General features: G+C 51.7%; 20 protein-coding genes. 10 read left to right on the forward strand and 10 right to left on the reverse strand.

The window, feature by feature from the left end:
• Positions 1-33: 33 nt before the first annotated feature.
• The 10 genes from KGFNPO_RS07195 to KGFNPO_RS07240 all read right to left on the reverse strand — a co-directional run bounded on the left by KGFNPO_RS07195 (position 34) and on the right by KGFNPO_RS07240 (position 14,517).
• Complete coding sequence (locus tag KGFNPO_RS07195) at positions 34-1,044, reverse strand: right-handed parallel beta-helix repeat-containing protein (protein WP_472633957.1); 1,011 nt, start codon at positions 1,042-1,044, stop codon at positions 34-36.
• 1,153 nt (positions 1,045-2,197) lie between these two features.
• Positions 2,198-3,325 carry a glycosyltransferase family 4 protein gene (locus KGFNPO_RS07200; RefSeq protein ID WP_472633959.1) on the reverse strand — a complete coding sequence of 376 codons (1,128 nt, stop codon included), beginning with the start codon at positions 3,323-3,325 and terminating at the stop codon, positions 2,198-2,200.
• Between the two features lie 73 nt (positions 3,326-3,398).
• Positions 3,399-4,241 carry a glycosyltransferase family 2 protein gene (locus KGFNPO_RS07205; RefSeq protein WP_472633961.1) on the reverse strand — a complete coding sequence of 281 codons (843 nt, stop codon included), beginning with the start codon at positions 4,239-4,241 and terminating at the stop codon, positions 3,399-3,401.
• A gap of 376 nt (positions 4,242-4,617) precedes the next feature.
• Positions 4,618-5,865 (reverse strand): glycosyltransferase family 4 protein, encoded by a 1,248-nt coding sequence (locus KGFNPO_RS07210; RefSeq protein ID WP_472633963.1) that lies wholly within the window; start codon positions 5,863-5,865, stop codon positions 4,618-4,620.
• A gap of 250 nt (positions 5,866-6,115) precedes the next feature.
• Positions 6,116-7,465: an O-antigen ligase family protein gene (locus KGFNPO_RS07215; protein ID WP_472633965.1), complete on the reverse strand. Its 1,350-nt coding sequence runs from the start codon at positions 7,463-7,465 to the stop codon at positions 6,116-6,118.
• A gap of 65 nt (positions 7,466-7,530) precedes the next feature.
• Positions 7,531-8,751, reverse strand: a complete 1,221-nt coding sequence (locus tag KGFNPO_RS07220) for a glycosyltransferase family 4 protein (protein ID WP_472633967.1) — start codon at positions 8,749-8,751, stop codon at positions 7,531-7,533.
• Position 8,752: 1 nt separating this feature from the next.
• Positions 8,753-10,249: a lipopolysaccharide biosynthesis protein gene (locus KGFNPO_RS07225; protein WP_472633969.1), complete on the reverse strand. Its 1,497-nt coding sequence runs from the start codon at positions 10,247-10,249 to the stop codon at positions 8,753-8,755.
• Positions 10,250-10,485: 236 nt separating this feature from the next.
• Positions 10,486-11,448, reverse strand: a complete 963-nt coding sequence (gene fcl, locus KGFNPO_RS07230; RefSeq protein ID WP_472633971.1) for a GDP-L-fucose synthase — start codon at positions 11,446-11,448, stop codon at positions 10,486-10,488.
• A 12-nt stretch (positions 11,449-11,460) separates the two neighbouring features.
• On the reverse strand, positions 11,461-12,627 hold the full coding sequence (gene gmd / locus KGFNPO_RS07235; protein WP_472633973.1) for a GDP-mannose 4,6-dehydratase: 1,167 nt from the start codon (positions 12,625-12,627) through the stop codon (positions 11,461-11,463).
• A gap of 468 nt (positions 12,628-13,095) precedes the next feature.
• Positions 13,096-14,517: a sigma-54-dependent transcriptional regulator gene (locus tag KGFNPO_RS07240; protein ID WP_472633975.1), complete on the reverse strand. Its 1,422-nt coding sequence runs from the start codon at positions 14,515-14,517 to the stop codon at positions 13,096-13,098.
• An 18-nt stretch (positions 14,518-14,535) separates the two neighbouring features.
• Between KGFNPO_RS07240 and KGFNPO_RS07245 the strand changes: the two genes are divergently transcribed.
• The 10 genes from KGFNPO_RS07245 (at position 14,536) to KGFNPO_RS07290 (ending at position 24,854) form a co-directional block, all read left to right on the forward strand.
• Positions 14,536-14,769: a hypothetical protein gene (locus tag KGFNPO_RS07245; RefSeq protein ID WP_472633977.1), complete on the forward strand. Its 234-nt coding sequence runs from the start codon at positions 14,536-14,538 to the stop codon at positions 14,767-14,769.
• Positions 14,770-15,172: 403 nt separating this feature from the next.
• On the forward strand, positions 15,173-15,838 hold the full coding sequence (locus KGFNPO_RS07250) for a phosphoribosylanthranilate isomerase (protein ID WP_472633979.1): 666 nt from the start codon (positions 15,173-15,175) through the stop codon (positions 15,836-15,838).
• 12 nt (positions 15,839-15,850) lie between these two features.
• Positions 15,851-17,083, forward strand: a complete 1,233-nt coding sequence (trpB, locus tag KGFNPO_RS07255; protein ID WP_472633981.1) for a tryptophan synthase subunit beta — start codon at positions 15,851-15,853, stop codon at positions 17,081-17,083.
• Between the two features lie 238 nt (positions 17,084-17,321).
• Positions 17,322-18,119: a tryptophan synthase subunit alpha gene (gene trpA / locus KGFNPO_RS07260; protein ID WP_472633983.1), complete on the forward strand. Its 798-nt coding sequence runs from the start codon at positions 17,322-17,324 to the stop codon at positions 18,117-18,119.
• Positions 18,120-18,171: 52 nt separating this feature from the next.
• On the forward strand, positions 18,172-19,044 hold the full coding sequence (gene accD / locus KGFNPO_RS07265; RefSeq protein ID WP_472615469.1) for an acetyl-CoA carboxylase, carboxyltransferase subunit beta: 873 nt from the start codon (positions 18,172-18,174) through the stop codon (positions 19,042-19,044).
• Positions 19,045-19,141: 97 nt separating this feature from the next.
• Positions 19,142-20,446: a bifunctional tetrahydrofolate synthase/dihydrofolate synthase gene (gene folC, locus KGFNPO_RS07270; RefSeq protein WP_472633985.1), complete on the forward strand. Its 1,305-nt coding sequence runs from the start codon at positions 19,142-19,144 to the stop codon at positions 20,444-20,446.
• A gap of 27 nt (positions 20,447-20,473) precedes the next feature.
• A complete protein-coding gene (locus tag KGFNPO_RS07275; RefSeq protein WP_472633987.1) occupies positions 20,474-21,475 on the forward strand; it encodes an SPOR domain-containing protein in 1,002 nt (333 codons plus the stop codon).
• Between the two features lie 40 nt (positions 21,476-21,515).
• Complete coding sequence (locus KGFNPO_RS07280; protein ID WP_472633989.1) at positions 21,516-22,004, forward strand: CvpA family protein; 489 nt, start codon at positions 21,516-21,518, stop codon at positions 22,002-22,004.
• Between the two features lie 21 nt (positions 22,005-22,025).
• Positions 22,026-23,543, forward strand: a complete 1,518-nt coding sequence (purF, locus tag KGFNPO_RS07285; RefSeq protein WP_472633991.1) for an amidophosphoribosyltransferase — start codon at positions 22,026-22,028, stop codon at positions 23,541-23,543.
• A gap of 69 nt (positions 23,544-23,612) precedes the next feature.
• Positions 23,613-24,854, forward strand: coding sequence for a cystathionine gamma-synthase family protein (locus KGFNPO_RS07290; RefSeq protein WP_472633993.1), 1,242 nt, complete (start codon positions 23,613-23,615; stop codon positions 24,852-24,854).
• Positions 24,855-25,002: the final 148 nt, after the last annotated feature.

Raw genomic sequence — 25,002 nt, forward strand, 5'->3', positions numbered from 1 at the left:
GCCGTTTCTTATAATCGTGGTTGGTGATTATAGTTAGGCGCCGCACTGGGGAAACGTTTCGTTCCAAATACTGGATCCGATAGTGGAATCTCCAAATACGTTATTGCTCATGGCGATCGGGCCGGAATTACCTGCATCCCACCAGTTGTTCGCCTCCCCATTGCTGTTCATCCAATTTATGCGATTGCCAGTCACTACTTGGCCGTAAGATGCAGGTCCGCTTTGATTCCAAATGTACGTACCGACATTTGTCCATGCATGAGCGGATGAGTAGACTTTGTTGTTGATAAGCTTGTTGTCGTGTCCTCCGCCAATTGCAATGCCATACTGTCCCGGATCGACAAGGATGTTTGTATCGAAGGTGACATACGAACCACCGTTGTCTCCAGCCATCAAACCGCCGCCTGAGGTGCTTGGGCCACCACCGCGCAACTTGTTATATTGGATGAGTAATGGACTCGCTGCCGTACCGGATGACTGAAACATGTTGACATGATCTTCTGTGCCGGCCTTGTAGCCAGGTGTCGTCTGATCACTCGCATTGCAAGAGACTCGGTTGCCGCTCCCGTTGACATTATTAAACTGTACCATCTGACCACGCGGCATAGGCCCGCGAACACGAGTTGCATAGTTATGGTCGAAGACGATGTTGTTTGTACTCGAGGCGATATAGAGGCCACTCGCCACATCATCAAAAGAGTTGTGGTCAACGCTGATGTCATGCGCATTCTCGATACTGATGCCAACACCGTCCGACCCTGGACCACATGGGCCGATCTTGTTGTTGTAAATATGCACATTAGACACCCCGCTTCCTTGGATACATGGACCATTTGGGTTTGTGATCTGCAGACCTGTGATTGTCTGACCGGAGGTGATGGTAATCGGGCCGGAAGGAGTAAATGTAGTGCTCGTTGGTCCGGCAACTGTTGCTGTGGTTGGTGTTGTAGTCGTGGTGGGACTTGCTGCTGTGGTTGCTGTCGGACTTGTGGATGCTACCTGACTTGGGGGTGCTGCGTATTCACAAGTTTTCTCGACGGTCACGAGTGGATCTCCGAACACTGCATTGGAGCACTGTATTGAACTGGTTGCAGTCTTGTAGAAGTAAGTCCCATTTAAACCATAACGTACCTGTTGTGAGCCGGAGAATGAGCACAAAGCCCCCTCCGATGCGCAAGGCGTCCAGCTTGTGGTTGAAGACGTGGGTGTTATGGACTGGGTGCTCCCTGCCAAGGTTTTAGCATCGCTTTGGGCAGTATCCCCGCCTGAGCCTCCGCCACAGGCTGCAAGCAAAACGGTTAGGCTTGTACATAACATGGCGCGAGGTGATTTGAATGGAAAAACTATCATATTTATCATTAAAAGTTCTTTAACTCACTAATTTAATCGAACTTTATTGATAAACATCACTTAGCTTAGTTCAGCCATTTTTGAAAAAAAATTCTAAATTGCAATATAATCAATTGACATATTATAATTTTTTTATTTAAAAATATATAATATGTCAATATTTTTCTCATTGAAAATTGATCCGGAAAACAACTGAATCGCCATTTATTATTGATCCCAAAAATCAGTAAAATCACGGATGCATGTGCACAATAAGACACAAAAATCCCACGATTTCTAAGGTGTTTATCTATGGCGTGGTTTGCTTTATTAGTGAATCTCCCTGGTCGTCTTAGGGAGTAGGGAATCTGTAATTTATATTATTATTTCTACATTTATTACTCTAAAAAAATATTAAAATAACATGTTAAATTTGCTTTTAAAATTATATTAATTTATTGCCAAATAATAAATTGAATATTTGGCAGTCAATTCATGATATGAAATTAAAGAAAGGGTTTTCATATAAAAAATGCAGCGCTAGGCTGCAAAAATGCGGTGCTATATCCGCTATATCCGAACACATTCACTTGCGCATACAAGCACGGACAGTCACATCAATTTAATGGCGTGGTAACGCGTTATGTTGATTAGCACAGGATAATTGATCGCTTAGATCAAAGCATCAATTCTGGTATGCATTGGCTCTCAGCTAATGAAAGAAAACGCCATTACCAATAGATTAATACGACATCCCATAACTTTCTATTTGCCCGGATTCAGCGATAGTAAAAAAGTCATGGATGTGTCGATTGAAGAGTGGCACACGATGCCGTAATCCTCTTCATGATCCCCACTCTGCTGGTCGTCAAATAGTGGGGCTGTCAACTTCGGCCGTTTCGTCCGCCGATAGGGCAAAGTGGCAAGCAGCCAGGAGTCCTGAAGCCGCTTTGTCAAATGTGTATTCACTTACCAAAAAACGACTGCGTTCAGAAAACCTCTGATAAACGTCAGGATGCGTCAAAAGCAACGCTGCACGTTCTGCCCACAGGCTCACATTGAGATCGCAAACGTATCCATTTTCACCATCCAGTACAAGCTGGCCAGCTACGCCCGCATGGGGCGAAACAATGACAGGTAGTCCAGCGGCACATGCTTCATTGGCAACCACACCCCAAACATCTCCAAGAGTCGGAAATAGAAATATGCGAGCGGATCGGTACAACGATGGCAGTTCATTTTGCGTCGCAAAGCCGTTAAATTCAGCTTCCACAAGGTCCTGTTGCAGTGGCGCCGCTCTCTTGACGTTTTCTTCTTGGCTGCCTGCTCCGACAAACAAAATTCTGATTTTTCGGTTTAGCGTTTTGGCGACTTCCAGCGCCACATTCAGCGCAAAGAGAGGACCCTTGCCTTGCTCAATTCGCCCACAAAAGATGAAATCAAATAATTTTTCCTCTTGCTTCGGTTCTGGAGAAAACGCTGCATTATCGATACAAAGGCAAGATTTAAAGCAATGTTCCGCCGCGATGCCATAGCTCTCGTATAACTTTTGTCCTCCGAAACTTGCTGAAATGAAAGCCTTGGATCTCGCGAACACAAAACGCCGAATGACCCTATGCCAGTAGCTCAATTTTTGTTCTGAGATATCTGTGCCGTCTGTCATGGGTATGTGAGGCAATCCTTTCGCCAATGCGTAACCACAAGTGTAGAGGTCAGTCGGATTGAAACCAGTCGTGACAATCACGTCCGGAGAAAACTTGGTCAGGCTTGAGATCACATCATAATTATTATGAATGCAACGTCCGTCCCACTTCACAAAACGCTCACGGAGAAAAATGTGATTAAAATTCAAAGGTGGCAAGTCCCACTTTCTATGCGGCTCCCGCTCGCAACAGAAGATAACTTGAAGACAGATGCCAGATGCCTGACTAATTCTCTGGTAAATGGGTACTCGGTAGGGCGGGGGGCTGTTGGTGACAATTGCAATTTTTAGCATTTTGCGTCTCCCCGGATTACGTAAGTGTAATTAATAATGTGGTCCATAAGTGTTATCTCCAATTCGGATCGTTTTAGCGTCGACGGTGGCCGCCAAAAATCAAGCTGATATAGGGCCATGTGAAGTACAGCAACCACAAGGGACCAGCGTGACGGCGGGTCAGCACGAGCCAAGATCGCCAAGGCAAGCCCTTGCGGCTCATCATCAGTCGCCAGCGGCGCGAAAGGGGTTGGCTCCCGTCGAAGTAGGTTCCTGTGTTCGGGTTGTTGCCGCAGGTGCCAAATACGCCAGGCCCAACCCACACCTCGAAACCTAGTTGGCGTGCCCGTAAAGCGTAATCGGTGTCACCCATGGCATGCTCGAACACGGGATCCAGGTTGCCCACGACCTGGGCGACTTTCGACGGAATTAAAACAATGTTGCCAGTCATGGAATCGCAGCGTTGTGGCACACTGCCAGGCACAACCCGCTGGAACGTAGTAGGCCTGAACCTAGAGTTCCGAACCACCCCGCCGTAGGTAAGCTCCCCGGTTTTGGCGTCTACCGTACTGCCGACCACGATCACCGGCTTCCTTTGTCCCTGTGCGTCCTCACACTCAAGCAAACGCAACAGCGCATCCGGACGCAGCAACGTGTCATCGTTCAACCAGAGGTAATAGTCGTAGTTGCCCTGCAGGGCAATTTCGAAGGCCTTATGCATGCCTCGGCACCAGAAAAGATTGCTGTCGCCGCACAGCACATGAACACAGGGGAATAACGCGCGCACAGCGTCAGCAGTGCCATCTGTGCTGCCGTCGTCGACAAGAAATACCTTAAGAATATTTCCATCAGGCAGCGAGTTTTTGAATAAAGCCTCAAGGCAAGCAAGGGTTGTTGCTTTGCGGTTGTGGCAGGTAATTAAAACGGAAAGTTTCATGCTTTAACCAGTGACGGACGCTGATGAGGGACAAGATAATTTTTTTGTCCTGCCTGTTTCGCTGTTTATCTACGCTGTTTATCTAATTAATGCGCACAAGTACAAGATGACAAATACATTAATAAAAAATCACTTTTTTAAAAAGGATCAACCGTCATAACTGCTTCAGACATCGAAAAATCTAATAACAAAAGAACCAATAAAAGCGACAATGATCGATTTACTGAGGTGCTCTCTTAGAGCAACGGAAAAAAGTGCAAATATGCAGCCAATTAACCCGAACAAACCTGCATTAGATATAGATTGGAAAATGATATTGTGCACATGGACGTAACCGGCATTGCCAGCCGAAAAATTTTGAGCCAGATGCAGGCAATCAATTACATGACTTACTCCCCTCAATCTGCTGCCGATATACATTTTCATAGGCCGCCGTCACCATCTCAGGTGAAAACCGTGCCTGTGAAGTTTGGTGTGCTACCACTCTAAATTTCCGCCAATGATCTTGATTGGACAAAAGGGCTTTAAGAGCATCGGCGATTTCAGTCGGGTTAGACACGTCTACCAGCGCGCCGCCATCACCTATCACCCAGGGCACAGCGCCACTTGTTTTGCCGCCCACTACAGGCAGACCCAGCGCCATTGCTTCTGCGACCACCATGCCAAACGATTCTTCTAACGACGGGTGTAATAAAACATCACCCTTAGCGATTTCCTCCAAAAGATTTTCGTAACGCAACCTGCCGACGAACTCCATTCCCTTTGCGATACCTTGCGCCTGTGCCCAACGATGGGCGACCTCACTTTGCCCAAAGTCAGCGCCAAACAATCTCAAGCGCGCGCCCCCATGAGTGGCGCGTAATTTTGCAAAAGCGAGCAATCCGGCCTGGGGATTTTTTAGCCTACCCCAACCATTCGCCACCATCACCACAACGGGCGCAGTGAGTGACAATTGCCTTGCTGGATCAAGTGTTCGATGCGCAATCATCGGAGGTATCGAGTTAGGAATGACTTCGATGTTTTTACGTGTCAATGGAAAAAGTGCCTTGCACATGTAAGGCGATACCGTGGTTAATTTTTGCGCCGCACGCATCGCCTTGAGCGCCATGAAAAAATGCCCTAAACGGTATAGATTAGACATATATTTTAAAACTTCTTGCGGCGCGTCGTGGCACGTCACCACATGAGGCTTGCCGGATGCGATGGCCGCTAAAGCGAATTCATAAGCCCAGTGCGCATGCACTATATCGGGGTTATCGATCTGTATCGCTTGTGCTAAATAGCGTCTTTCCAAGCCGTAAAAATCAACGATTCTTCCGAGGTGCCAACCATTCATACGCATGGAATGTTTGCGCATTGGGCAATAGTAAATCTTGAACCGCTCTCCCTGCGCCATGATTGGCTGTGGCAGATCCAGCGGCAAGTTCGACGAAAGGGTATAGGCGGATACGTGATGTCCACGATCCAACAACGCCCCGATGAGCGTCCCCAATAGCGGTGCGCCGCTATACCCCTTGGGTAACGTAGCGATATCATCTTTGATAAAACCAGCCACGCTTTCAGTTGCGATAGGGCCGGATATCCCTATATGGAGCGGGCCGGGCATAGTTACAGTTGGCATCATGACTCGGTGGTTCCTTTTGGATCAGGTTAAAAGGGCGATACCACAATTTCACCAGCTTCCGGTCGTATGCTCTGTTTCGAAAATCATGAACTGTACTGCGCACAATATGTATTCATGGAAATCTCTGAAAGACCCACTCGGTAGTGCTGTCAATGCGCCAGTTATCTATAAGCACAGCTATCAAACTTACGCCCCAGTTGTAACAGCGGATTCAAGTTGTTCTAGACATTGGAATGTCGAAGTACGCCGGTCATGACACGTTAGGATTGTAGTAATGCTCACTGCGTTCATCTTGTAACGGTTGCCGTATTTTTTGAATAGGCGACACACTGAATGCCAGATTTAATGCGAGACCAAAAATTATGCTTTGCTCATAAGTTGCGCCATAGGGGATAAAGTAAATGATTTCGGCAACGAGTAACGCTAGAAATATTCCCGAGTACGCAGCGGCAGGAGTGCGGTAACGTCCTCTCTTCCATAAGCCATAAACAGCCCATATACAAATGAGCAAAAATGTAGCCAGGCCGATCACCCCAGTCCGAAGTAGCGTTTCCAAGTAATAATTATGCGGAGCGTATTCCACAGCTTGTGTAGAAAGATCGCTCTCGTAGCGAGAATGTATAGTTCCGAATGGGAACCCAATGAGCTGAGTTTTCACTCCGCCCCCATCCCACTGCTTCAGTAATTGTGTCCAGCTATATGTCCGCGCAGCTACGGTGCCTTCTCCATGCGCTGCGGAAGTGCCCGAGTCCTCAATTGACGCTATTGCTTTTTTCCCAAAATCAGTCGTTGTCATGAATACGCCAACTACAACTAGAATTGTAAAAATACCGGCCACTGGAGCGATTTTTTTGACAATTTTCTCGTGAGTAACAAAATAGAGCACACCAACGCCTGCCACGACGGAAAGCCATACTGATCTATGTTGCAACAATAAAATTACAATAATAAACAACGGTAGCAATAGACGTGATGACTTTAATTGCATACCATTTAGAGATATTCCCATTAGGATAATCAGCCCATAGGCCATAAACAACGCCTCACGTGCTGTCATCACCCGGAACGGAGTACCTGCCCCAATTACCGTCCAGTCTGATAACCCCGCCGCATCTGTACCCCAGCGGAATATTGCTATAGCTGAAAACAGTATGGCGACTTTAACCCAGTGCCGTCCTATGGCGATAAACGGGAGTTTATGGAGTTGGAAACTCATAAAATAGAGACTGCCACTCCAAAAATAAAAATATTCTCTAAAATCCACACCTGCGGCTTTTCCATTGACATTCAATCCGATAATAAAATTAACAAACAGAAGACCTCCAAAAAAAAGCCATGCAAGCGTCAAAGGTCTAAAAAATTCCTTTCTGAAAATTCTTAAAATAGCTGCCACTGCGATTGGCGCGAAAATCAAGTCGGGTAGAAAAAGGTTCATGCCCCCGACGTTCAATGAAGCTGACGAGCCCATAAGGGTTTCAACAAAGAAGATCGTAAGGATTAAACCTATCGCGAGCATAGGCGCACGGTAGAGAGACCAAATTAGCCAGCTGCCGAATATTGCAACAGCCCCTGCGATAAATAATGAAATTACTAGATTCATCAAAATCTCTCTCTACACAAACAGGTTGAATATAGAATGTCCTAATATGCCAAGAACTTAGATCATTAACAATTCTTCTCTAGGTTAGTCGACTGGCTTTCCTTTGCATAATGCTGACCTGCAGTAAGCGACATTATGGTATTCAACCATCTGGCTGCTAACATGTCAGGATGGAATCGAGCTTGGAAAGTCAGCCTTGCACGTTCCGACATGCGCTGCCACTGCATCGGGTTATCGAGTAAATTTATAAGAATTTCAGCAGCTCCCTCGGGATCAGACAAATTCCAGAAATGACCTTCTTCACCATCTGCGAATATTTCTGGGATACCACCGACAGCTGCAGCTAGTATTGGTCGGCCATATGACAAAGACTCAATCAATGTAAGTGGCATATTCTCCATTTCCGCAGCATGTACAACTATCCGATGATTCGCTATCAAACGTGCTGCATTTGGCATGAACTCAAGAAAATTTACTTGTGCGCCCACACCTAAGCTTGCAGCCAACTGTGCCAGCCACTCGCGATCTGGCCCGCTACCAACCAATGTAAGCAGATATATTTTTTTATGCTTGTTACATGCAGCCAACACTTGCAACAAGTAGCCTTGATTTTTACGCGGCTCCAATGTACCAATGGAGATTAGATCGCCGGTAAGCACCGCATCGACAAGATTAGCCTCGACCGGCTTTGATGAAAAATTAGGGATGACAGCTTGGGGCACTTGGGATAATTGAGGCAGCCTTTGGTTAACCACCTGACTCATAAATTTTGAAACAAAGATCAGTTGATCGACCCTGGGCAGGCTGCTACGTTCTAAACGCATGAGCTCCCGCCACAACGCGCTGCCTTCAGTGGTCAACCCTTTTACAACCACCTCACTTGCTTCGGAAAGATTAAAGTGAGACACAGCAACAACACGGCAATTGCTGCTTTTCCGTGTATCCAGGGCCGCGGCGGTACTCAATGGGTCTTGCGCATACAACGTGATAACGCGACCTGCATTGTTAGCCAGCACAAACCGTAACTTACTTTTAAGCCTCCGATATGAAACCATACGGTTCCATATCGTCGAATACTCAGGGTTAAACAATTTCAGCAGTCGACCAATCCCATTTGCGGGTTTTCTCAATAGCCAATGCGTGTCATGCGGCATTACCAATATAGTCTCAATACCTTTACTGGCTGCGTATTCCATGATTAGGTTGAAATGCGTTTCAACCCCGGTAGGACCTCTACCCGTAAGGCAGCTCACGACTATCAGCATGGATTGAGATTTTTTTTCCATGTTAAACACCTAGCAAACGATGAAACATGACTGGCAACCTGCCAGAGGCGAGGAGATAATCACCGTGCGGCCCCCGCAATATTCTCTTGCCGAATAGTCCCATCAATACAAACAGAGTTACTGCAGCGGTTGCGATGTCGGCAATGAGTCTTGGAAAAGGCGATATGCCTTGCAATACCTGATCAGCAGAAAATGTCAGTAATGCCAAAATCACCGCGCACACAAACGGCCACTGTAGTATTTTTAACATATCAGTCCAGCCTGTATTTAAACTGCCCAGGATGGCGTTGGCTAACAATGTCCAGCGCAAAAAATAAATACACATCACACTCCAGGCAATGGCTTGGAGCGATTGTTGCGCCGTGAAATACAGTACAGGAACCATTACCAACGTAGTAATAAGTTGGGCACGCAACTCCAGGCTAACTTTGTTTTTTGCCATCAAAACTGGGCCAACAATTGCGAGCAAGGCATTCAGAGCCATTGCCAATGCTAGTGGAGGTAATATCGGAATGACAGCAACCCATTTCACTCCGTATATCGCAATGACGATTGTTTCAGGGACACTCGCCACCGTAAAAGCTATTGGCAAGCACATTAATCCAATCACAGCTGTTGCAGCAAAGTAACCTTTTTTGAGTTGCACGTTATTGGACTGGGCGCGCGAACTTGCAGCGAATAACACACCCTGCAAACTGGTTGTGAGCGTATTTATTGGAGTCGCCACCAACACCATGGTTCGGTTATAAATCCCCAAGCTTACAACCCCGAGCATACGACCAATCACAAGACTATCGAGATTGCTGATGCTCCAACTAGCGAGATTGGCGCCGATTACTTTGCCACCAAAAGCCAACATGCCAGGTGAAGTTGGTTTTAATGTTGGACGCATGGGTAGCTTTGTCTGCCACATCGCCGCTAGTGAAAAAATTAACGACTGAACTAGTTGCGCTGCCACCAAACTCCAAGCGCCTAAGCCGTAATATGCGCAAGGTATGCCTATCAGAAGATAACCGATCAAATAGGAAGCAATATTGGTTCCTTGATAGACCTTGAAATTGAGCGATCTACGCAGTAATGCCCCTGCCGTCTGACCAAACGATTGCAGCAGAAATAGAAACGCCATGGCTTGTATAACTGGGCCGGCATCAGCATGGTGAAAGAAAATGGCGATTGTATTTGCCGATAAAAACCCGATCAGCGTAAGTAGCGCGCCCAATAACACTTGTGTAGTAAATGCAAATCGAATGTCTTTATCGGCAATGGTTTTACATTGGATCAGTGCGGCGCTCAAACCAAAATCTGCCACCAAATTTCCAATGCCCACCATCAACCATCCGATAGCCACAGTCCCGAAAGCTTCCGGACCAAGTAGTCGAGCGAGGACTATCCCAATTAGAAACTGAGAGGACATGCGAACAGCCGACCCAATATAATTCCAAATAAGGGCGTTGTAGCTGCGCTGCGCTATTCCTCCTGATCCGCTTTCTTTTATCATTTTTCGTAACCTGTCAATTCTTATCTGGTGTACTGCACAAGATTCAAACTCTCATTACTTATCCCCGCTTCCGTATTTTTACGCCTCGCCAATGGCGTATTTCCAATTATCAGATTGCGTCGCACAACGTTGTATTTCGTCTTACCCGGTTCGTTTTCCAAAATGCTGGCGCAAATGCAGCTTGCGCTTTTTGTGGGACGACTGGTTATAGGGCAAAAAATCACGTATGGTGACCTTCACGTTTTTGCTCCAATCAGGAAGTCTTCATAGGTTTGTTTGAGTCCTGCTGGCAGGCCGACATGTGCGGCCCATCCCATACCGGCCAGATTGGCGGCATCCAGCAGCTTGCGGGGTGTGCCGTCCGGTTTGCCGGCGTCGAATTCAACGGTGCCTTGGAAACCGACCGTATGCATGATCGTTTCTGCCAACTCCCGAATGGTAATTTCTTCCCCGGTTCCGACATTGATATGGCTTGAGGTCGGCGTGGTATGGGCATCATAGGTGGCGCGTTCCAACTCCATCACATGCACACTCGCTTCAGCCATGTCTTCTACATATAAAAATTCGCGGCGCGGCGTGCCGGTGCCCCAGACCACCACTTTTTTTGCGCCGGTGCTTTTGGCTTCGTGGAAGCGGCGAAGCAATGCGGGAATGACGTGGCTGTTCTCCGGATGGTAATTGTCGCCGGGGCCGTACAGGTTGGTGGGCATGACGCTGCGGTAGTCAGTGCCGTACTGGCGGTTGTAGCTTTCGCACAGCTTGATGCCGGCGATTTTGGCAATCGCGTAGGGTTCATTGGTGGGTTCGAGCGGGCCAGTCAGCAGAAATTCCTCCCTGATCGGTTGCTCGGCCAGGCGGGGGTAGATGCAGGAGGAACCTAAAAACAACAGCTTTTGCACGCCCGTGCGCCAGGCTTCGTTGATGACGTTGGCTTCCATCATCATGTTCTGATAAATGAATTCCGCAGGATAGGTATTGTTGGCATGGATGCCGCCGACGTGCGCAGCGGCCACGTAGACTTCATCGATCTTTTCCGAGTTAAAAAAAGCACGCACTTGCGCCTGGTCGGTCAGATCGAGTTCCGCATGGGTTCGCGTGACAATGTTGTTGTAGTCGCGCTGCCGCAGCGTACGGACAATGGCGGAGCCGACCATGCCGCGGTGGCCTGCTACGTAGATGCACTTTTTCGTATTGGGCATTTTGATAAGTCCTTATTCGCCATGCGCGTAAGCGGCAAAACCGTTCTGCCTGATCAGCGCGTACTTGCGATTGGCGTCCAGGTCTGCCTGCACCATCTCTTTGACCAGTTGCCCGAATGTGGTGGCGGGCCTCCAGCCTAATTTGGCGTGGGCTTTGCTGGCGTCACCGAGCAGGGTTTCCACTTCGGTGGGGCGGAAATAGCGTGGATCAACACGCACGATGACCTGGCCGGGCTTGGTGCCGGTATGCGGCCCGGCATTTAATACACTGGCGGTTTCTTCCTGCCCTTCACCTTGCCAATCTAGCGTCATGCCTAGCGCAACGGCTGCTGCGTTGACGAAGTCGCGTACGCTGTACTGGAAACCCGTGGCGATGACAAAGTCTTCCGGTTGCTCCTGCTGCAGCATCAGCCATTGCATTTCAACATAGTCGCGTGCATGACCCCAGTCGCGCTTGGCACTCATGTTGCCCAAATACAGACAATCCTGCAGACCGAGCGCAATACGCGACAGTGCGCGGGTGATCTTGCGGGTGACAAAGGTTTCCCCGCGCAACGGCGATTCATGGTTGAAAAGGATGCCGTTGCAGGCATACATGCCATACGCTTCGCGGTAGTTGATGGTGATCCAGTAGGCGTACAGCTTGGCCACAGCATAAGGACTGCGCGGGTAGAAAGGCGTTGTTTCGCGTTGTGGGGTTTCCTGCACCTGGCCATATAGTTCTGAGGTGGAAGCTTGGTAGAACCGTGTTTTTTTCTCCAGGCCGAGGATGCGGATGGCTTCGAGCATGCGCAGTGGCCCGAGCCCATCGGAATTGGCGGTGTATTCGGGCTCTTCGAACGAGACGGCGACATGGCTTTGGGCGGCGAGGTTGTATATCTCGTCCGGTTGGGTCTGCTGGATGATGCGGATCAGGGATGAGCTGTCGGTCATGTCGCCGTGATGCAGGGTGAAGCGATGCGGCGTCTCGTGCGGGTCCTGGTATAAATGGTCTATGCGCCCGGTGTTGAGCAATGATGTGCGGCGTTTGATGCCGTGCACTACATAGCCTTTTTGGAGCAGCAGTTCTGCCAGATACGCGCCGTCCTGGCCGGTCACCCCTGTAATCAGTGCCACTTTAGGGGTGGTTTTATGATGGGGCGTGATGAGATTGGAGGGGGCGTACGGTTCGGTCGTCATGGCTATTCTCCCTCTATGTGCTGGTGTTTTTTATTATTCTGACATCGGGTGTCCATGCTGGCTTGACCTGCGTCATGCTTGCGCAACACATAGGAATAATTTGTTTGGTCTGTCGATGACTCAATAACCGTGCGGATTCATCTTTTGCCAAATCCCGCCAAGGCAACTGCACCGCCGGCCTTGGCGACGGGTAAAAGTAATTTAGGATAATTCCGCTAGCAGGGATCTGGGCGATGGGCGGAGGTAACCCCCGCTCCTATCGCGACCAATTACTTTTACAGAATTACCTACCTGTATCGCTGTCAACTTAGCAACAACGGCCCAGATTGCGAAGGTCTGCGATGAACATCTGCTGGCCTTGGCGTATGCACGCGGTCTCCGTCAAGGCGGACTTGGGATTTATCAGAAATTAAGCACCGCAATCCGTGCAATGACTGCCATTTACATCACTGAAAAAATCACGCCGCGTTAAATACCGGGCGTGCGTTCGCGCTGCTCAAAGCTGCTTCCGGAAGAATCGAAGAACTGCAAGTCACACTCGGAATCGTATTCATGCAAGCGGTTGTAGAGCGTTTTCAAGCTGATTCCCAAGATGTCTGCCGCCTTTTCCTTGGCACCCTGGCACTGCTCCAATGTCGCCAGAATGAGCCGGCGCTCCACTTCCGCGACTGTACTGCCGACGCGCACCTGTAGAAAGGGACCGGCGGCATCATTTGCCATATTTAACCTCACCGGCTGCAGCGAAAAGCTTTTGGCATCGACCAACTCGTCAGCCAGGATGTAGGCCCGATGTATCGAATTTTTTAGCTCCCGCACATTGCCCGGCCAATGGTACTTTTTCAGTAGGTCAAGCGCATCCGAGGAAAAGGTCTTGGTGGAACGTTCAGCCTGATTGAGTTCGTTCAGATAAGCATTGGCGAGCAGTCCAACGTCTTGCTCCCGCTCGCGCAACGGCGGCAGAGACAGTGGAAATACTTGCAGACGATATAACAAATCTTCCCGTAATTTACCGTCGGCAACTGCCTCTTCAGGAATGCGGTTGGTAGCGGCAATCACCCGCACATCCATTTCAATGTCTCGACCGGAACCGACCCGCATGAAAGTGCGCGCCTCCAGGACCCGTAACAATTTGACCTGCAATTCAGGCGGCATTTCAGTGATTTCATCGAGAAACAAGGTGCCGCCGCTGGCGCGCTCGAAATATCCCTTGTGTTCGCGCAGGGCGCCGGTAAAGCTGCCTTTTTCATGGCCGAACAGTTCGCTTTCAATTAACTGCGGCGAGATGGCGCCACAATTAACCGCAACAAATGGATGCGTATGCCGGCGGCTCAGATCATGCAGCGTCTGCGCTACCAGTTCCTTGCCGGTACCGCTTTCTCCGGTGATAAATACAGTTGCCGAGGTAGGGGCGACGCGCTCAATCTGGAGATATATTTCTTGCATTGCGGGAGAAATTCCCAGCAGTCGTCCGAAATATCCCGCATTGCGCAATCGTCCCGGCAATGCACCGAGGCCATTTTTGAGAGCCGACGGATGGGGCACGCGCGACAGGATGGCTTTTAAGTGCTGGATGTTAATCGGCCTCATCAGGCAGCCGACAGCGCCTAGGCGCAATGCCTGGGCCGAGGTTTCGACGCTGGAAAGGCCGGTAATGATAATGACCTGGTTGGTAACATGCTCGACAATGTGGCGCAACAACTGCATTCCGCCTCCATCGCCATCAGGCAACAAGACATTGAGCAACACAACATTCGGGCGCTGTTCCGCCATGCGTTCCCGCGCTTGTTGCAGATTGGTTGCGATAGCTGTCGTGAAGCCCTCACCAGAGGCCGCTTCGGCGAGCACATTCAAAGTAGTTTGGTCATCATCTACAAAAAGTGCATGCATCATCCGGTTTAACCTGCAGGAATGATTTTACAAACACGAAACAGGGTCTGGAACCTAAGGCCTGAAACGCAAAGTATCGTGATTTTTGATATCGAGGTGATGAGATTGTTCCCGACTGGCCGCCTACAGCGCCAGCGCATCCTGCCGCTTATGGCAACTATCATCCGGCTTGTGGCGGATATGGGGATAAAGCTCAATGCCGCAGTATTCCGGATTCCACAAGCGAATTGTGCAGGGACTGATCATAGCTTATAGGTTAGTGAGAAGGATCGACAGATCAAGGCTGCATCGGGTACGCATTTGCGTTATATCAAGGAACGCACACTCCACCATCGACAACACATGGGACATGGGAAAGCAATTGCTTATACCTTCATTATCATTCTTGCGATGACCAAACCACCAATCCATTCCTACCAAAATGTATTGTTTCAAGCGCATTCTTAGCTGGAAATACAAGTACCGTTCAGGCTTATACTTTCTTGAATAAGTATCCGGCTTTTCATGCGGCATCCTGGCGGGTACACTCTAGCCGGATTGCTGTCTTGCACCATATTTTATAAGTCGGGAATCAGCGTAAATACTGTTTTTTGCCTGCACTGCTTAATTATTTAATTACTTAATATTAATTGCGTAGCCCTATACCTGATTGGACCCGATGCGCCAGCGAACCCGAATTAAAATTTGCGGACTGACCCGCAGCGAAGATGTGCAGGCAGCGGTGGCTGCCGGTGCCGATGCGATCGGCTTCGTGTTTTATCCCGGTAGTCCGCGTTATATCGCGCCCGAAGCGGCGGCACGTTTGATTGCCGCAATGCCGCCGTTTGTCACTGCGGTAGGCTTGTTCGTCAATGCCACCGAGCAACAAGTGGCGCAAGTGCTCGCACAAGCGCCGATTGCGCTGTTGCAATTCCATGGCGACGAAACTCCGGCCCAGTGCACGGCCATTGCCAAGGCGGTCGGACGGCCGTTTATCCGCGCGCTGCGGGTACGCCAGGATATGGGCGCCGCTGATTTGCTAGAATGCGCACAGGATTATTGTGATGCCGCCGGATTGTTGCTCGACACCTTTGTAGACAGCTATGGCGGCGCTGGAAAGGTATTCGATTGGTCTGTCATTCCAAAAGAACTCGCGCTTCGGGTCGTTTTAAGTGGTGGCTTGCGCGCACAAAACGCGACTGACGCAGTGCAGCGCGTGCGCCCTTACGCGGTCGACGTCAGTAGCGGCGTCGAACACAGCAAGGGCATCAAGGACGCCGACAAGATTCGCGCCTTCATCGACGCGGTACGTCAGGCCGATGCCATCCCGGACACTTCCGACTAATTGAGAAAAACCATGAGTGAACACGACACCACCCCTCTTTTCCATGCGGAAAATTATCCTTTTCCGGACGCCAACGGCCATTTCGGCCCGTATGGCGGTACTTTCGTTTCCGAGACGCTGACCCATGCGCTCACGGAATTGAAGGAAGCCTATGCAAATTACAGTAGCGATCCCGAATTTCTGGCGGAATACCGCTACGAACTGAAGCATTTCGTCGGCCGTCCAAGCCCGATTTATCACGCCAAGCGCTGGTCCGAACTGCAGGGCGGGGCGCAGATATTTCTCAAGCGCGAAGACCTGAATCATACCGGCGCGCACAAAATCAACAACACCATCGGCCAGGCGTTGCTGGCGCGGCGCATGGGCAAGCCACGGGTGATCGCCGAAACTGGCGCCGGCCAGCATGGCGTGGCAACCGCCACCATCTGCGCCCGTTTCGGCCTTGAATGTGTGGTCTACATGGGTTCGGAAGACGTCAGACGCCAGGCCCAGAATGTCTACCGGATGAAGTTGCTGGGCGCTACCGTGGTGCCGGTCGAATCCGGTTCCAGGACGCTCAAGGATGCGCTGAATGAAGCGATGCGCGATTGGGTCACTAACGTCGAAAATACGTTTTACATCATCGGCACCGCCGCCGGTCCGCATCCTTATCCAATGATGGTGCGCGATTTCCAGTCGGTAATCGGCGAGGAGTGTCTGACTCAGATGCCGGAAATGACCGGCCGCCAGCCCGATCATGTGGTGGCTTGCGTTGGCGGCGGCTCGAATGCGATGGGGATTTTCTACCCGTACATCGACCACCAGGACGTCAAGCTGATCGGGGTCGAGGCGGCCGGCGAGGGCATGGAGAGCGGCAAGCATTCGGCTTCGCTGACTGCCGGCACACCGGGCGTGCTGCACGGCAACCGCACTTATCTGCTGCAGGATGAAAACGGCCAGATCATCGAAACCCATTCGGTTTCGGCCGGTCTGGATTATCCCGGCGTCGGTCCGGAACATGCATGGCTGAAAGATTCCGGCCGTGCCCAATATGTGACTATTACCGATGAAGAAGCGCTGCAAGCATTTCACCGCTGTTGTCGCATCGAAGGCATCATCCCGGCGCTGGAATCGAGTCACGCGCTGGCCTACGCCGCCAAGCTGGCCGCCACGCTACCGAAAGAGCAGACGATACTGGTCAACTTGTCGGGGCGCGGCGACAAAGACATACATACGGTAGCCGAACGGATGGGCGATTTTTATTGATTTTGCAGCAATTTTAAAAATTGCAACTATCCTGCGATGCGTACTATACGGATTTCTCTTCTGAATGCATACTGCGCATCGTATTTTTTAAAGTTATTTAAAATATTGCGGAATAGTGGCTATTTTTTGCCATACTCCCCTATAAATATTTTTACAGAAATCGGCTGGCAAATTTGGCATAAGCCGTTTATGCACCGCATTCCTGCCGGATAACGAACACATTACTGCGAGTCCAACCATGTCCAGAATCCAGCCCACTCTATCCGCTTTGGCGGCGCACAACAAAAAAGGCTTGATCCCCTTCATCACCGCCGGCGACCCGGACCCGTCGCTGACCGTGCCGCTGATGCACGCGCTGGTCGCAGGCGGGGCCGATATTATCGAATTGGGCGTACCCTTTTCCGATCCGATGGCCGACGGCCCGGTGATCCAGCGTGCTTCGGAACGCGCATTACTGAAAGGCGTCGGCTTGCGCGACGTATTGGGTTATGTCAGCGATTTCCGCACTACCAACCAGAAAACGCCCGTGGTTTTGATGGGCTATGCGAATCCGATCGAGCGCATGGGTACCGATGCGTTCATTCTGGCGGCCAAAGCGGCTGGCGTAGATGGCGTGCTGGTGGTGGATTACCCGCCGGAAGAGTGCGAACAGTTCGCCGCTGCCATGCGAGCCCAGGAACTCGATACCATCTTCCTGCTGGCGCCCACTTCGACCGATGAACGGATCGCAAAAGTCGGCAAAATCGCCAGCGGGTATGTCTATTACGTGTCCCTGAAAGGCGTCACCGGCTCCGGCAGCCTCGATCTGGACGCGGTGGCAGCCATGATTCCGCGCATCAAGCGCCATGTCCAGGTGCCGGTTGGGGTCGGTTTCGGCATCCGCGACGCCGCGACGGCGAAGGCGATAGCATCGGTGTCGGATGCGGTTGTGATCGGCAGTCGCATCATCGAAGAGTTGGAAAATACGCCGCCAGATCATTGCACTGAGGCAGTACAAACCTTCATTTCCAGCGTGCGTCAGGCATTAGACGCGTAAAATTGCACAAAATTATGCGGCAAAGTCGCAGTATTCCACCAAGGAGTTCACTATGAGTTGGCTAGAAAAGCTGCTTCCCCCGCGCATTCAGCGCTCCGATTCCGCGAATCGCAAGTCGATGCCGGAAGGCCTATGGGTCAAATGCGCATCTTGCGAGGCGGTGTTGTACCGTTCAGACCTGGAGTCCAATCTCCACGTCTGTCCCAAGTGCAACCATCACATGCGAATTCGCGCCCGTGAGCGGCTTGATGCCTTGCTCGATGCCGGCGGCCGTTATGAAATCGGTCAGGAATTGCTGCCGGTCGATACTCTGAAATTCAAGGACAGCAAAAAATATTCGGATCGCCTCAAAGCCGGCGTCGATGTCACCGGCGAAACCGATGCGATGGTGGTTCTGGGCGGCGCCATCATGACGGTGCCGGTGGTGGTGGCCTGTTTCGAGTTCGATTTCATGGGTGGTTCGATGGGCTCGGTCGTAGGCGAGCGTTTTGTGCGCGGCGCGAAAACCGCAATCGAACAAAAAGTGCCTTTTATTTGCATTACCGCAACCGGCGGTGCGCGTATGCAGGAAGGCTTGTTGTCGCTATTTCAGATGGCTAAAACCACCGCTATGCTGACCAAGCTGTCAGAAAAGAAAATACCGTTTATTACCGTCCTGACCGACCCGACCATGGGCGGCGTGTCGGCATCTTTTGCATTCATGGGCGACGTTGTGATTGCCGAGCCGAAAGCACTGATCGGTTTTGCCGGTCCGCGTGTGATCGAAAATACCGTGCGCGAAATACTTCCGGAAGGCTTTCAGCGCGCCGAATTTCTGGTCAAGAAAGGCGCAGTCGACATGATCGTCGACCGTCGCAAGATGCGTGAAGAAATCGCTCGTATCCTGGCGTTGTTGCAAAATCAGGCCGCAGACGCGGTGGCCTAAGTCGTCTGGACGCACCGCATAACTCCAGCCAGCAGCCGGAGCGGAATGTCACGCAAGCGATTACAATTGCACGTTTCCTCTTTCCTACAAGTTTTGCATGTCGATCCAAACACTACACACACTGCCGCAATGGCTCGAAACCATCTCCCATTTGCATAGCCACACCATCGACATGGGGCTGGACCGGGTGGCAGAGGTGTATGCCCGTCTGGATATTGGTTTTGACGCCGCCGTCATCACGGTCGCCGGCACCAATGGCAAGGGATCGACTTGCGCATTGCTGGAATCGATCCTGCTGCAGGGCGGCTACCGGGTCGGCTTGTACACTTCGCCGCATTTGCTGGTTTTCAACGAGCGGGTGCGCATCGGTGGCGAAATGGTGACCGATGCAGCGCTGATGGCTGCCTTTACACTGGTCGAAGCAGCCCGCGGCGAGATCACCCTGTCTTATTTTGAATTCACCACGTTGGCGGCACTGAAGCTGTTTGCCGACGCCGGGCTGGACGCCGTGATTCTGGAAGTCGGTCTGGGCGGCCGCCTGGATGCGGTCAACGTGATCGATTCGGATGTGGCTATCGTTACCAGCATCGATATCGATCATACCGATTACCTGGGCGACACCCGCGAGAAAATCGGCTTTGAGAAAGCAGGGATTTTCAGGACCGGCAAGGCGGCGATCTGCAGCGACCCTGTACCGCCGCAGTCGCTAATTGATTATGCGACGGAAATTGGCGCCGATCTGTGGCTATTCGGCCGCGATTTCAATTATTCCGGCGACCAGTTGCAATGGAATTTCGGTGGTCGTAACCAGCGCCGCAACTCGCTTGCTTACCCTAGTCTGCGCGGCGCCAACCAGTTATTGAACGCCTCGGCGGCACTGGCAGCGCTGGAAGTATTGCGTTTGCGCTTGCCGCTGGGCGCGCAAGAAATCCGTAAAGGCATCGTGCTGGTGGATTTGCCGGGCCGCTTCCAAGTCTTGCCGGGACAACCGACCGTGGTGCTGGATGTGGGGCATAATCCGCACGCGGCAGCGACATTAGCCCAAAATTTGGGCAACATGGGTTATAGCCCCTACACTTACGCAGTATTCGGCGCAATGCAGGACAAGGATATCGATGGCATCATCGCGCATCTGAAGCCTTGCGTTGATCACTGGTGCGTAACGGACCTGCCGTTGCCGCGTGCAGCTTCCGCTGCCGCATTGCAACAAAAGCTCTTGCAGGCGGGCGTTCATGATCAGGCAGGGGCGGCGGCAGATTCGAGCATCAATACTTTTTCGTCTCCGGCAGAAGCTTTTGCAAATGCACAAAGCAGGGCAGGTGTGAATGATAGAATCGTGGTCTTCGGCTCTTTCTTGACCGTCGCCGGCGTGTTAACTGCACGAAAATCCGAATCTCACTAACTCACTAACGAATTTAGCATCTACCGTATGGGCTTGTTCTCGTTTCTTGGTACAAAAAAGCAGAAATCCACTAGCGGCAAGCCAGAATTTAACTCTCGCTCCGAAGAAAATTCTCATGCTTCTAGCAACCGAAGCACCCGCAGCAAAAAGCAGCCGGACGGTGCTACTCAAGCATCTTCTGACACCGCACTGCCTGAAAAAAAACGGGCCCGGAGACGCCTGATCGGCGCCATCGCTCTGGTACTGGCAGCCATTATCGGATTGCCAATGCTGTTCGATTCCGAGCAGAAATCGGTGCCAAGCGATATCGCCATCCAAATCCCTTCTGTGGATACCCCACCAGCACCAGCCGCACCAGTCTCCCCGGCCATGCCGGCGCCACCGGCCGCAGCAGCAGGCGCATCGTCTTCCGGGGCAGTGTCTGCTTCCACCGCATTGAGCCAGCAAGAGGAAATTATCGAATTGGCGCCAGCACCGACACCAGCACCAGCACCAGCACCAGCAATTGCGCCAGCTCCCGTAACTAGCAGTGCCGCTGCGCAGCAAGCGCCGGTGGTGGATGGCGCGCTGCACAAGCCCGTTCCGGAAACCAAGCCCGTCCCAAAATCGGAACCGAAGCAGGAGCCAAAACCAGAACCCAAGCCGGTGCCTAAACCAGAGCCTAAGCCGGAACCCAAGCCGGAACCCAAGCCGGAACCCAAGCCAGAACCCAAGCAAGCTAAAAAACCAGATGAGGCAGCGCGCGCTCGGGCCATTCTGGAAGGGCGGACCGTTACCGTTGTAGCGGAAAAAGTATCGTCCAAATTCACGCTGCAGATCGCTGCATTGGCAAGCCAGGAAAAGGTTGACGAATTGCAGGGAAAGTTAAAAGGTGCCGGTATTAAATCGTATACGCAAAAAGTCGCGACCAAATCCGGCTCGCCTATTCGTGTCAGGGTAGGACCATTTGCCAGTAAGGAAGAGGCCGAGAAAATGCGCGCCAAGCTGGTTAGTCTGGGTTTCGGCGGCACTCTGGTGCCGATTAACTAGCAGCCGCTGGCAACGAATGGCAGCGGATGGTGACTAACTTGTGACGATCTTCGATTATCTGGTTTTGTTCGTGTTGCTGTGCTCCATTGTCATCAGTACGATGCGAGGTTTGCTCAAGGAAGTACTGTCATTGCTTGGCTGGATAGCGGCGTTCGTTGTCGCCAATGCGTATGGCGCAAAACTGGCTTTATTGTTGCCGGAGATCATTCCCGGCGGCACATTGCGTTTGATTGTGGGCTTTATCGTGCTGTTTATTGGCACCCGTTTGTTAATGTCGTTACTGACGATGGCGGTCGATTCTGTGGTTACTGCCAGCGGTCTGAAGGTGATTGATCGCGGCTTGGGTGGTTTGTTCGGCCTCGGGCGTGGGGTTGTGATTGTGCTCGCCGTGGCTTTGCTGTGCGGCATGACCTCGATTCCGCAACAGCCGTTCTGGGCCGATGCACTATTGAGTCCGCTGGTGGAAAGCGCTGCGCGCACCGTCCAGCAGTTTTTGCCGGGCGATATCGTGCGGCATGTAAAATTTTGAATCATTTGTTAGGAGTCCTCCATGTGTGGCATTGTCGGTGTTGTTTCTCATGGTCCCGCTAATCAGCTGATTTATGACGCTTTGCTCTTGTTGCAGCATCGAGGCCAGGATGCTGCGGGTATTGCAACCAATCACGGAAATAAATTCATCATGCACAAGGCCAATGGCCTGGTGCGTGACGTATTTCGCACGCGCAACATGCGTTCGCTGCTGGGCAATACCGGCATCGGTCAGGTGCGCTATCCGACCGCCGGTTCTGCTAGCGAAGAAGAGGCGCAACCGTTTTATGTCAATGCGCCGTTCGGCATCATTCTTGCGCACAACGGCAACCTGACCAATAGCGGACAACTAAAGATCGAACTGTTCAAAAACGATCGGCGTCACATCAATACCGATTCCGATTCGGAAGTGCTGCTCAACGTGCTGGCGCACGAAATTCAGGAAGCCACCACCGGTTATTCGCTCGATCCATCTACGTTGTTCAAAGCGGTTGCAACCGTGCACAAACGGGTCCGCGGCTCGTACGCAGTGGTGGCGCAAATCGCCGGCCACGGCTTACTGGCCTTTCGCGACCCGTACGGCATCCGGCCACTGTGCATCGGCGTCAATGAGACAGCCAAAGGCAATGAATACGTAGTTGCCAGCGAATCGGTGGCGCTTGAAGGCTTGGGTTTCCGGTTTTTGCGCGATGTCACGCCTGGCGAAGCCATCTTCATCGATCAGGATAGTGTGATGCATAGCCACCAATGCGCGGACAATCCGACGCTCAATCCTTGCGCGTTCGAGTTTGTATATTTTGCACGTCCGGACTCCATCATCGACGGCGCATCGGTGTATGCCAGCCGCCTGAAAATGGGCGAGTATCTGGCAGAAAAAGTGCGGCAACAATTTCCGCAGGGCGACATCGATGTCGTGATGCCGATTCCAGACTCGGCGCGCCCGGCAACCATGGAACTGGCTCTGAAGCTGAATATCCAGTATCGCGAAGGTTTTATCAAAAATCGTTACGTGGGTCGTACTTTCCTGATGCCAGGACAGGCAATCCGGCAAAAATCGGTGCGCCAGAAACTCAATGCGATAGCCTCCGAATTCAAGGGAAAATCCGTGTTGCTGGTGGATGACTCGATTGTGCGCGGCACCACCAGCCGTGAAATCGTGCAGATGGCGCGCGATTCCGGTGCCAAACGGGTGATTTTCGCTTCTGCAGCGCCACCGGTGAAGTTCCCGAACGTGTACGGCATCGATATGCCCACCCGTAACGAACTGATTGCTTTCGGGCGTTCCGATGAAGAAGTCTGCCGCGAGATTACCGCCGATGCACTGGTGTATCAGGATCTTGATGCGTTAAAACGCTCCATCTCGGATGTCAATCCGGCCCTGAAGAGATTCGAGGCATCCTGCTTTGATGGCGTCTATGTGACAGGCGACATCACGCGCGATTATCTGGACTGCATCGAGGCGGCGCGCAACAATCCGCGGCCCTTGCTCGAAGATGCGGTGCGCTCGCAATTGAACCTGAATCTGGCGCACGCAGATTGATCACTGCACCTGCGACGATGTCCCGGTTATCCGGGGCAGGAGTGCTTGTTACTATTAAAATTGGTTAATATGGCCGACCTCAAAAACACCGGATTTACCACCAGCATCCTGCATAGCGATCGGCAAAAACCGATTGAGCATGGTTCGCTGCACAAGCCGATTCATACCTCGGTCGCGTTCGGCTATAAGGATGCGCGTGAACTGGCCGCCGTATTCCAGGGCAAGCAGCCCGGTTACCGATACGGCCGGCAAGGAAACCCGACTGTGTCGGCGCTGGAAGACAAGATTACCAGGATGGAAAGTGCCTATGCGACGGTTTGTTTTGCTACCGGCATGGCTGCTATCGGCGCTATTTTCCAGAGCTTGCTGCGCCAGGGCGACCATGTTGTATCGTCTTCCTTTTTGTTCGGCAATACCAACAGTCTCTGGCAAACGGTGAATGGTCAGGGCGTCGACGTATCGTTTGCTGACGCTACCGATGTCCGGCAGATCGAAGCGGCGTTGACGCCGGCTACCCGCATCGTGTTTGTCGAAACCATCGCCAATCCGCGCACCCAAGTAGCCGACCTGAAGCACATCGGCCGTCTGTGCCATGATCGCGGCATTCTGTATGTAGTCGATAATACGATGACGTCACCTTACCTGTTTCAGGCGAAATCGGTCGGGGCCGGGCTGGTCGTCAATGCCTTGACAAAATCGATAGCCGGGCATGGCAATGTACTGGGCGGCAGCCTGACCGATACCGGCCTGTTTGACTGGACTGCATTTCCGAATATCGCACCGGGTTACAAGCGCTTCATACCCACTCAGTGGGGCATGGCGCAGGTGCGCGCCAAGGCCTTGCGCGACTTCGGCGCTACATTGGGCCCGGAAGCCGCGCATCACATTGCGATGGGAGCCGAAACCCTGGCGCTGCGTCTGGAGCGCGCATGCGCCAGTGCTCTGGCGATTACCAGCATGCTGGAAGCCGATCCGCGGGTCGCAGCTGTCTACTATCCGGGCCTGCCATCGCATCCGCAGCATGCCATTGCTACCGAGTTATTCCGCCATTGCGGCAGCCTGTTCAGCTTCGAATTGGCAGAGGGTATCGATTGTTTTGATTACCTGAACCAGCTCAGACTGGGGATTCCGGCCAGCAACTTGGGCGATACGCGCACCCTGGTGATCCCGGTTGCCCACACGATTTTCTTCGAGATGGGCGCCGAGCGTCGCGCCAGCATGGGAATTGCCGATTCGCTGATCCGGGTCTCAGTCGGGATTGAAGATACGGCCGACCTGGTTGAGGATTTCCGGCAGGCTTTAGAGGCTTGATGCGCTGTCTGTAGGGGCGGGTTTGGAACCCGCCCTTTTGTGGCCAAAATACGAGGGCGGGTTTGGAACCCGCCCCTACCAGAGTTTCGGCATTTTTAATGGAGTATTATTTTTCTCGCTTATAAAAAATGCGTAAATTGCATGTTTT

This window comes from Gelidimonas diazotrophica, from assembly GCF_055694025.1.

Excerpts from the sequence above, each read along its gene's own strand:
- KGFNPO_RS07200 (WP_472633959.1), bottom strand. The coding sequence starts at position 3,325 with ATGCTAAAAATTGCAATTGTCACCAACAGCCCCCCGCCCTACCGAGTA.
- KGFNPO_RS07205 (WP_472633961.1), bottom strand. The coding sequence starts at position 4,241 with ATGAAACTTTCCGTTTTAATTACCTGCCACAACCGCAAAGCAACAACC.
- KGFNPO_RS07210 (WP_472633963.1), bottom strand. The coding sequence starts at position 5,865 with ATGATGCCAACTGTAACTATGCCCGGCCCGCTCCATATAGGGATATCC.
- KGFNPO_RS07215 (WP_472633965.1), bottom strand. The coding sequence starts at position 7,465 with ATGAATCTAGTAATTTCATTATTTATCGCAGGGGCTGTTGCAATATTC.
- KGFNPO_RS07220 (WP_472633967.1), bottom strand. The coding sequence starts at position 8,751 with ATGGAAAAAAAATCTCAATCCATGCTGATAGTCGTGAGCTGCCTTACG.
- KGFNPO_RS07225 (WP_472633969.1), bottom strand. The coding sequence starts at position 10,249 with ATGATAAAAGAAAGCGGATCAGGAGGAATAGCGCAGCGCAGCTACAAC.
- fcl (WP_472633971.1), bottom strand. The coding sequence starts at position 11,448 with ATGCCCAATACGAAAAAGTGCATCTACGTAGCAGGCCACCGCGGCATG.
- gmd (WP_472633973.1), bottom strand. The coding sequence starts at position 12,627 with ATGACGACCGAACCGTACGCCCCCTCCAATCTCATCACGCCCCATCAT.
- KGFNPO_RS07240 (WP_472633975.1), bottom strand. The coding sequence starts at position 14,517 with ATGATGCATGCACTTTTTGTAGATGATGACCAAACTACTTTGAATGTG.
- KGFNPO_RS07245 (WP_472633977.1), top strand. The coding sequence starts at position 14,536 with ATGATTTTACAAACACGAAACAGGGTCTGGAACCTAAGGCCTGAAACG.
- KGFNPO_RS07250 (WP_472633979.1), top strand. The coding sequence starts at position 15,173 with ATGCGCCAGCGAACCCGAATTAAAATTTGCGGACTGACCCGCAGCGAA.
- trpB (WP_472633981.1), top strand. The coding sequence starts at position 15,851 with ATGAGTGAACACGACACCACCCCTCTTTTCCATGCGGAAAATTATCCT.
- trpA (WP_472633983.1), top strand. The coding sequence starts at position 17,322 with ATGTCCAGAATCCAGCCCACTCTATCCGCTTTGGCGGCGCACAACAAA.
- accD (WP_472615469.1), top strand. The coding sequence starts at position 18,172 with ATGAGTTGGCTAGAAAAGCTGCTTCCCCCGCGCATTCAGCGCTCCGAT.
- folC (WP_472633985.1), top strand. The coding sequence starts at position 19,142 with ATGTCGATCCAAACACTACACACACTGCCGCAATGGCTCGAAACCATC.
- KGFNPO_RS07275 (WP_472633987.1), top strand. The coding sequence starts at position 20,474 with ATGGGCTTGTTCTCGTTTCTTGGTACAAAAAAGCAGAAATCCACTAGC.
- purF (WP_472633991.1), top strand. The coding sequence starts at position 22,026 with ATGTGTGGCATTGTCGGTGTTGTTTCTCATGGTCCCGCTAATCAGCTG.
- KGFNPO_RS07290 (WP_472633993.1), top strand. The coding sequence starts at position 23,613 with ATGGCCGACCTCAAAAACACCGGATTTACCACCAGCATCCTGCATAGC.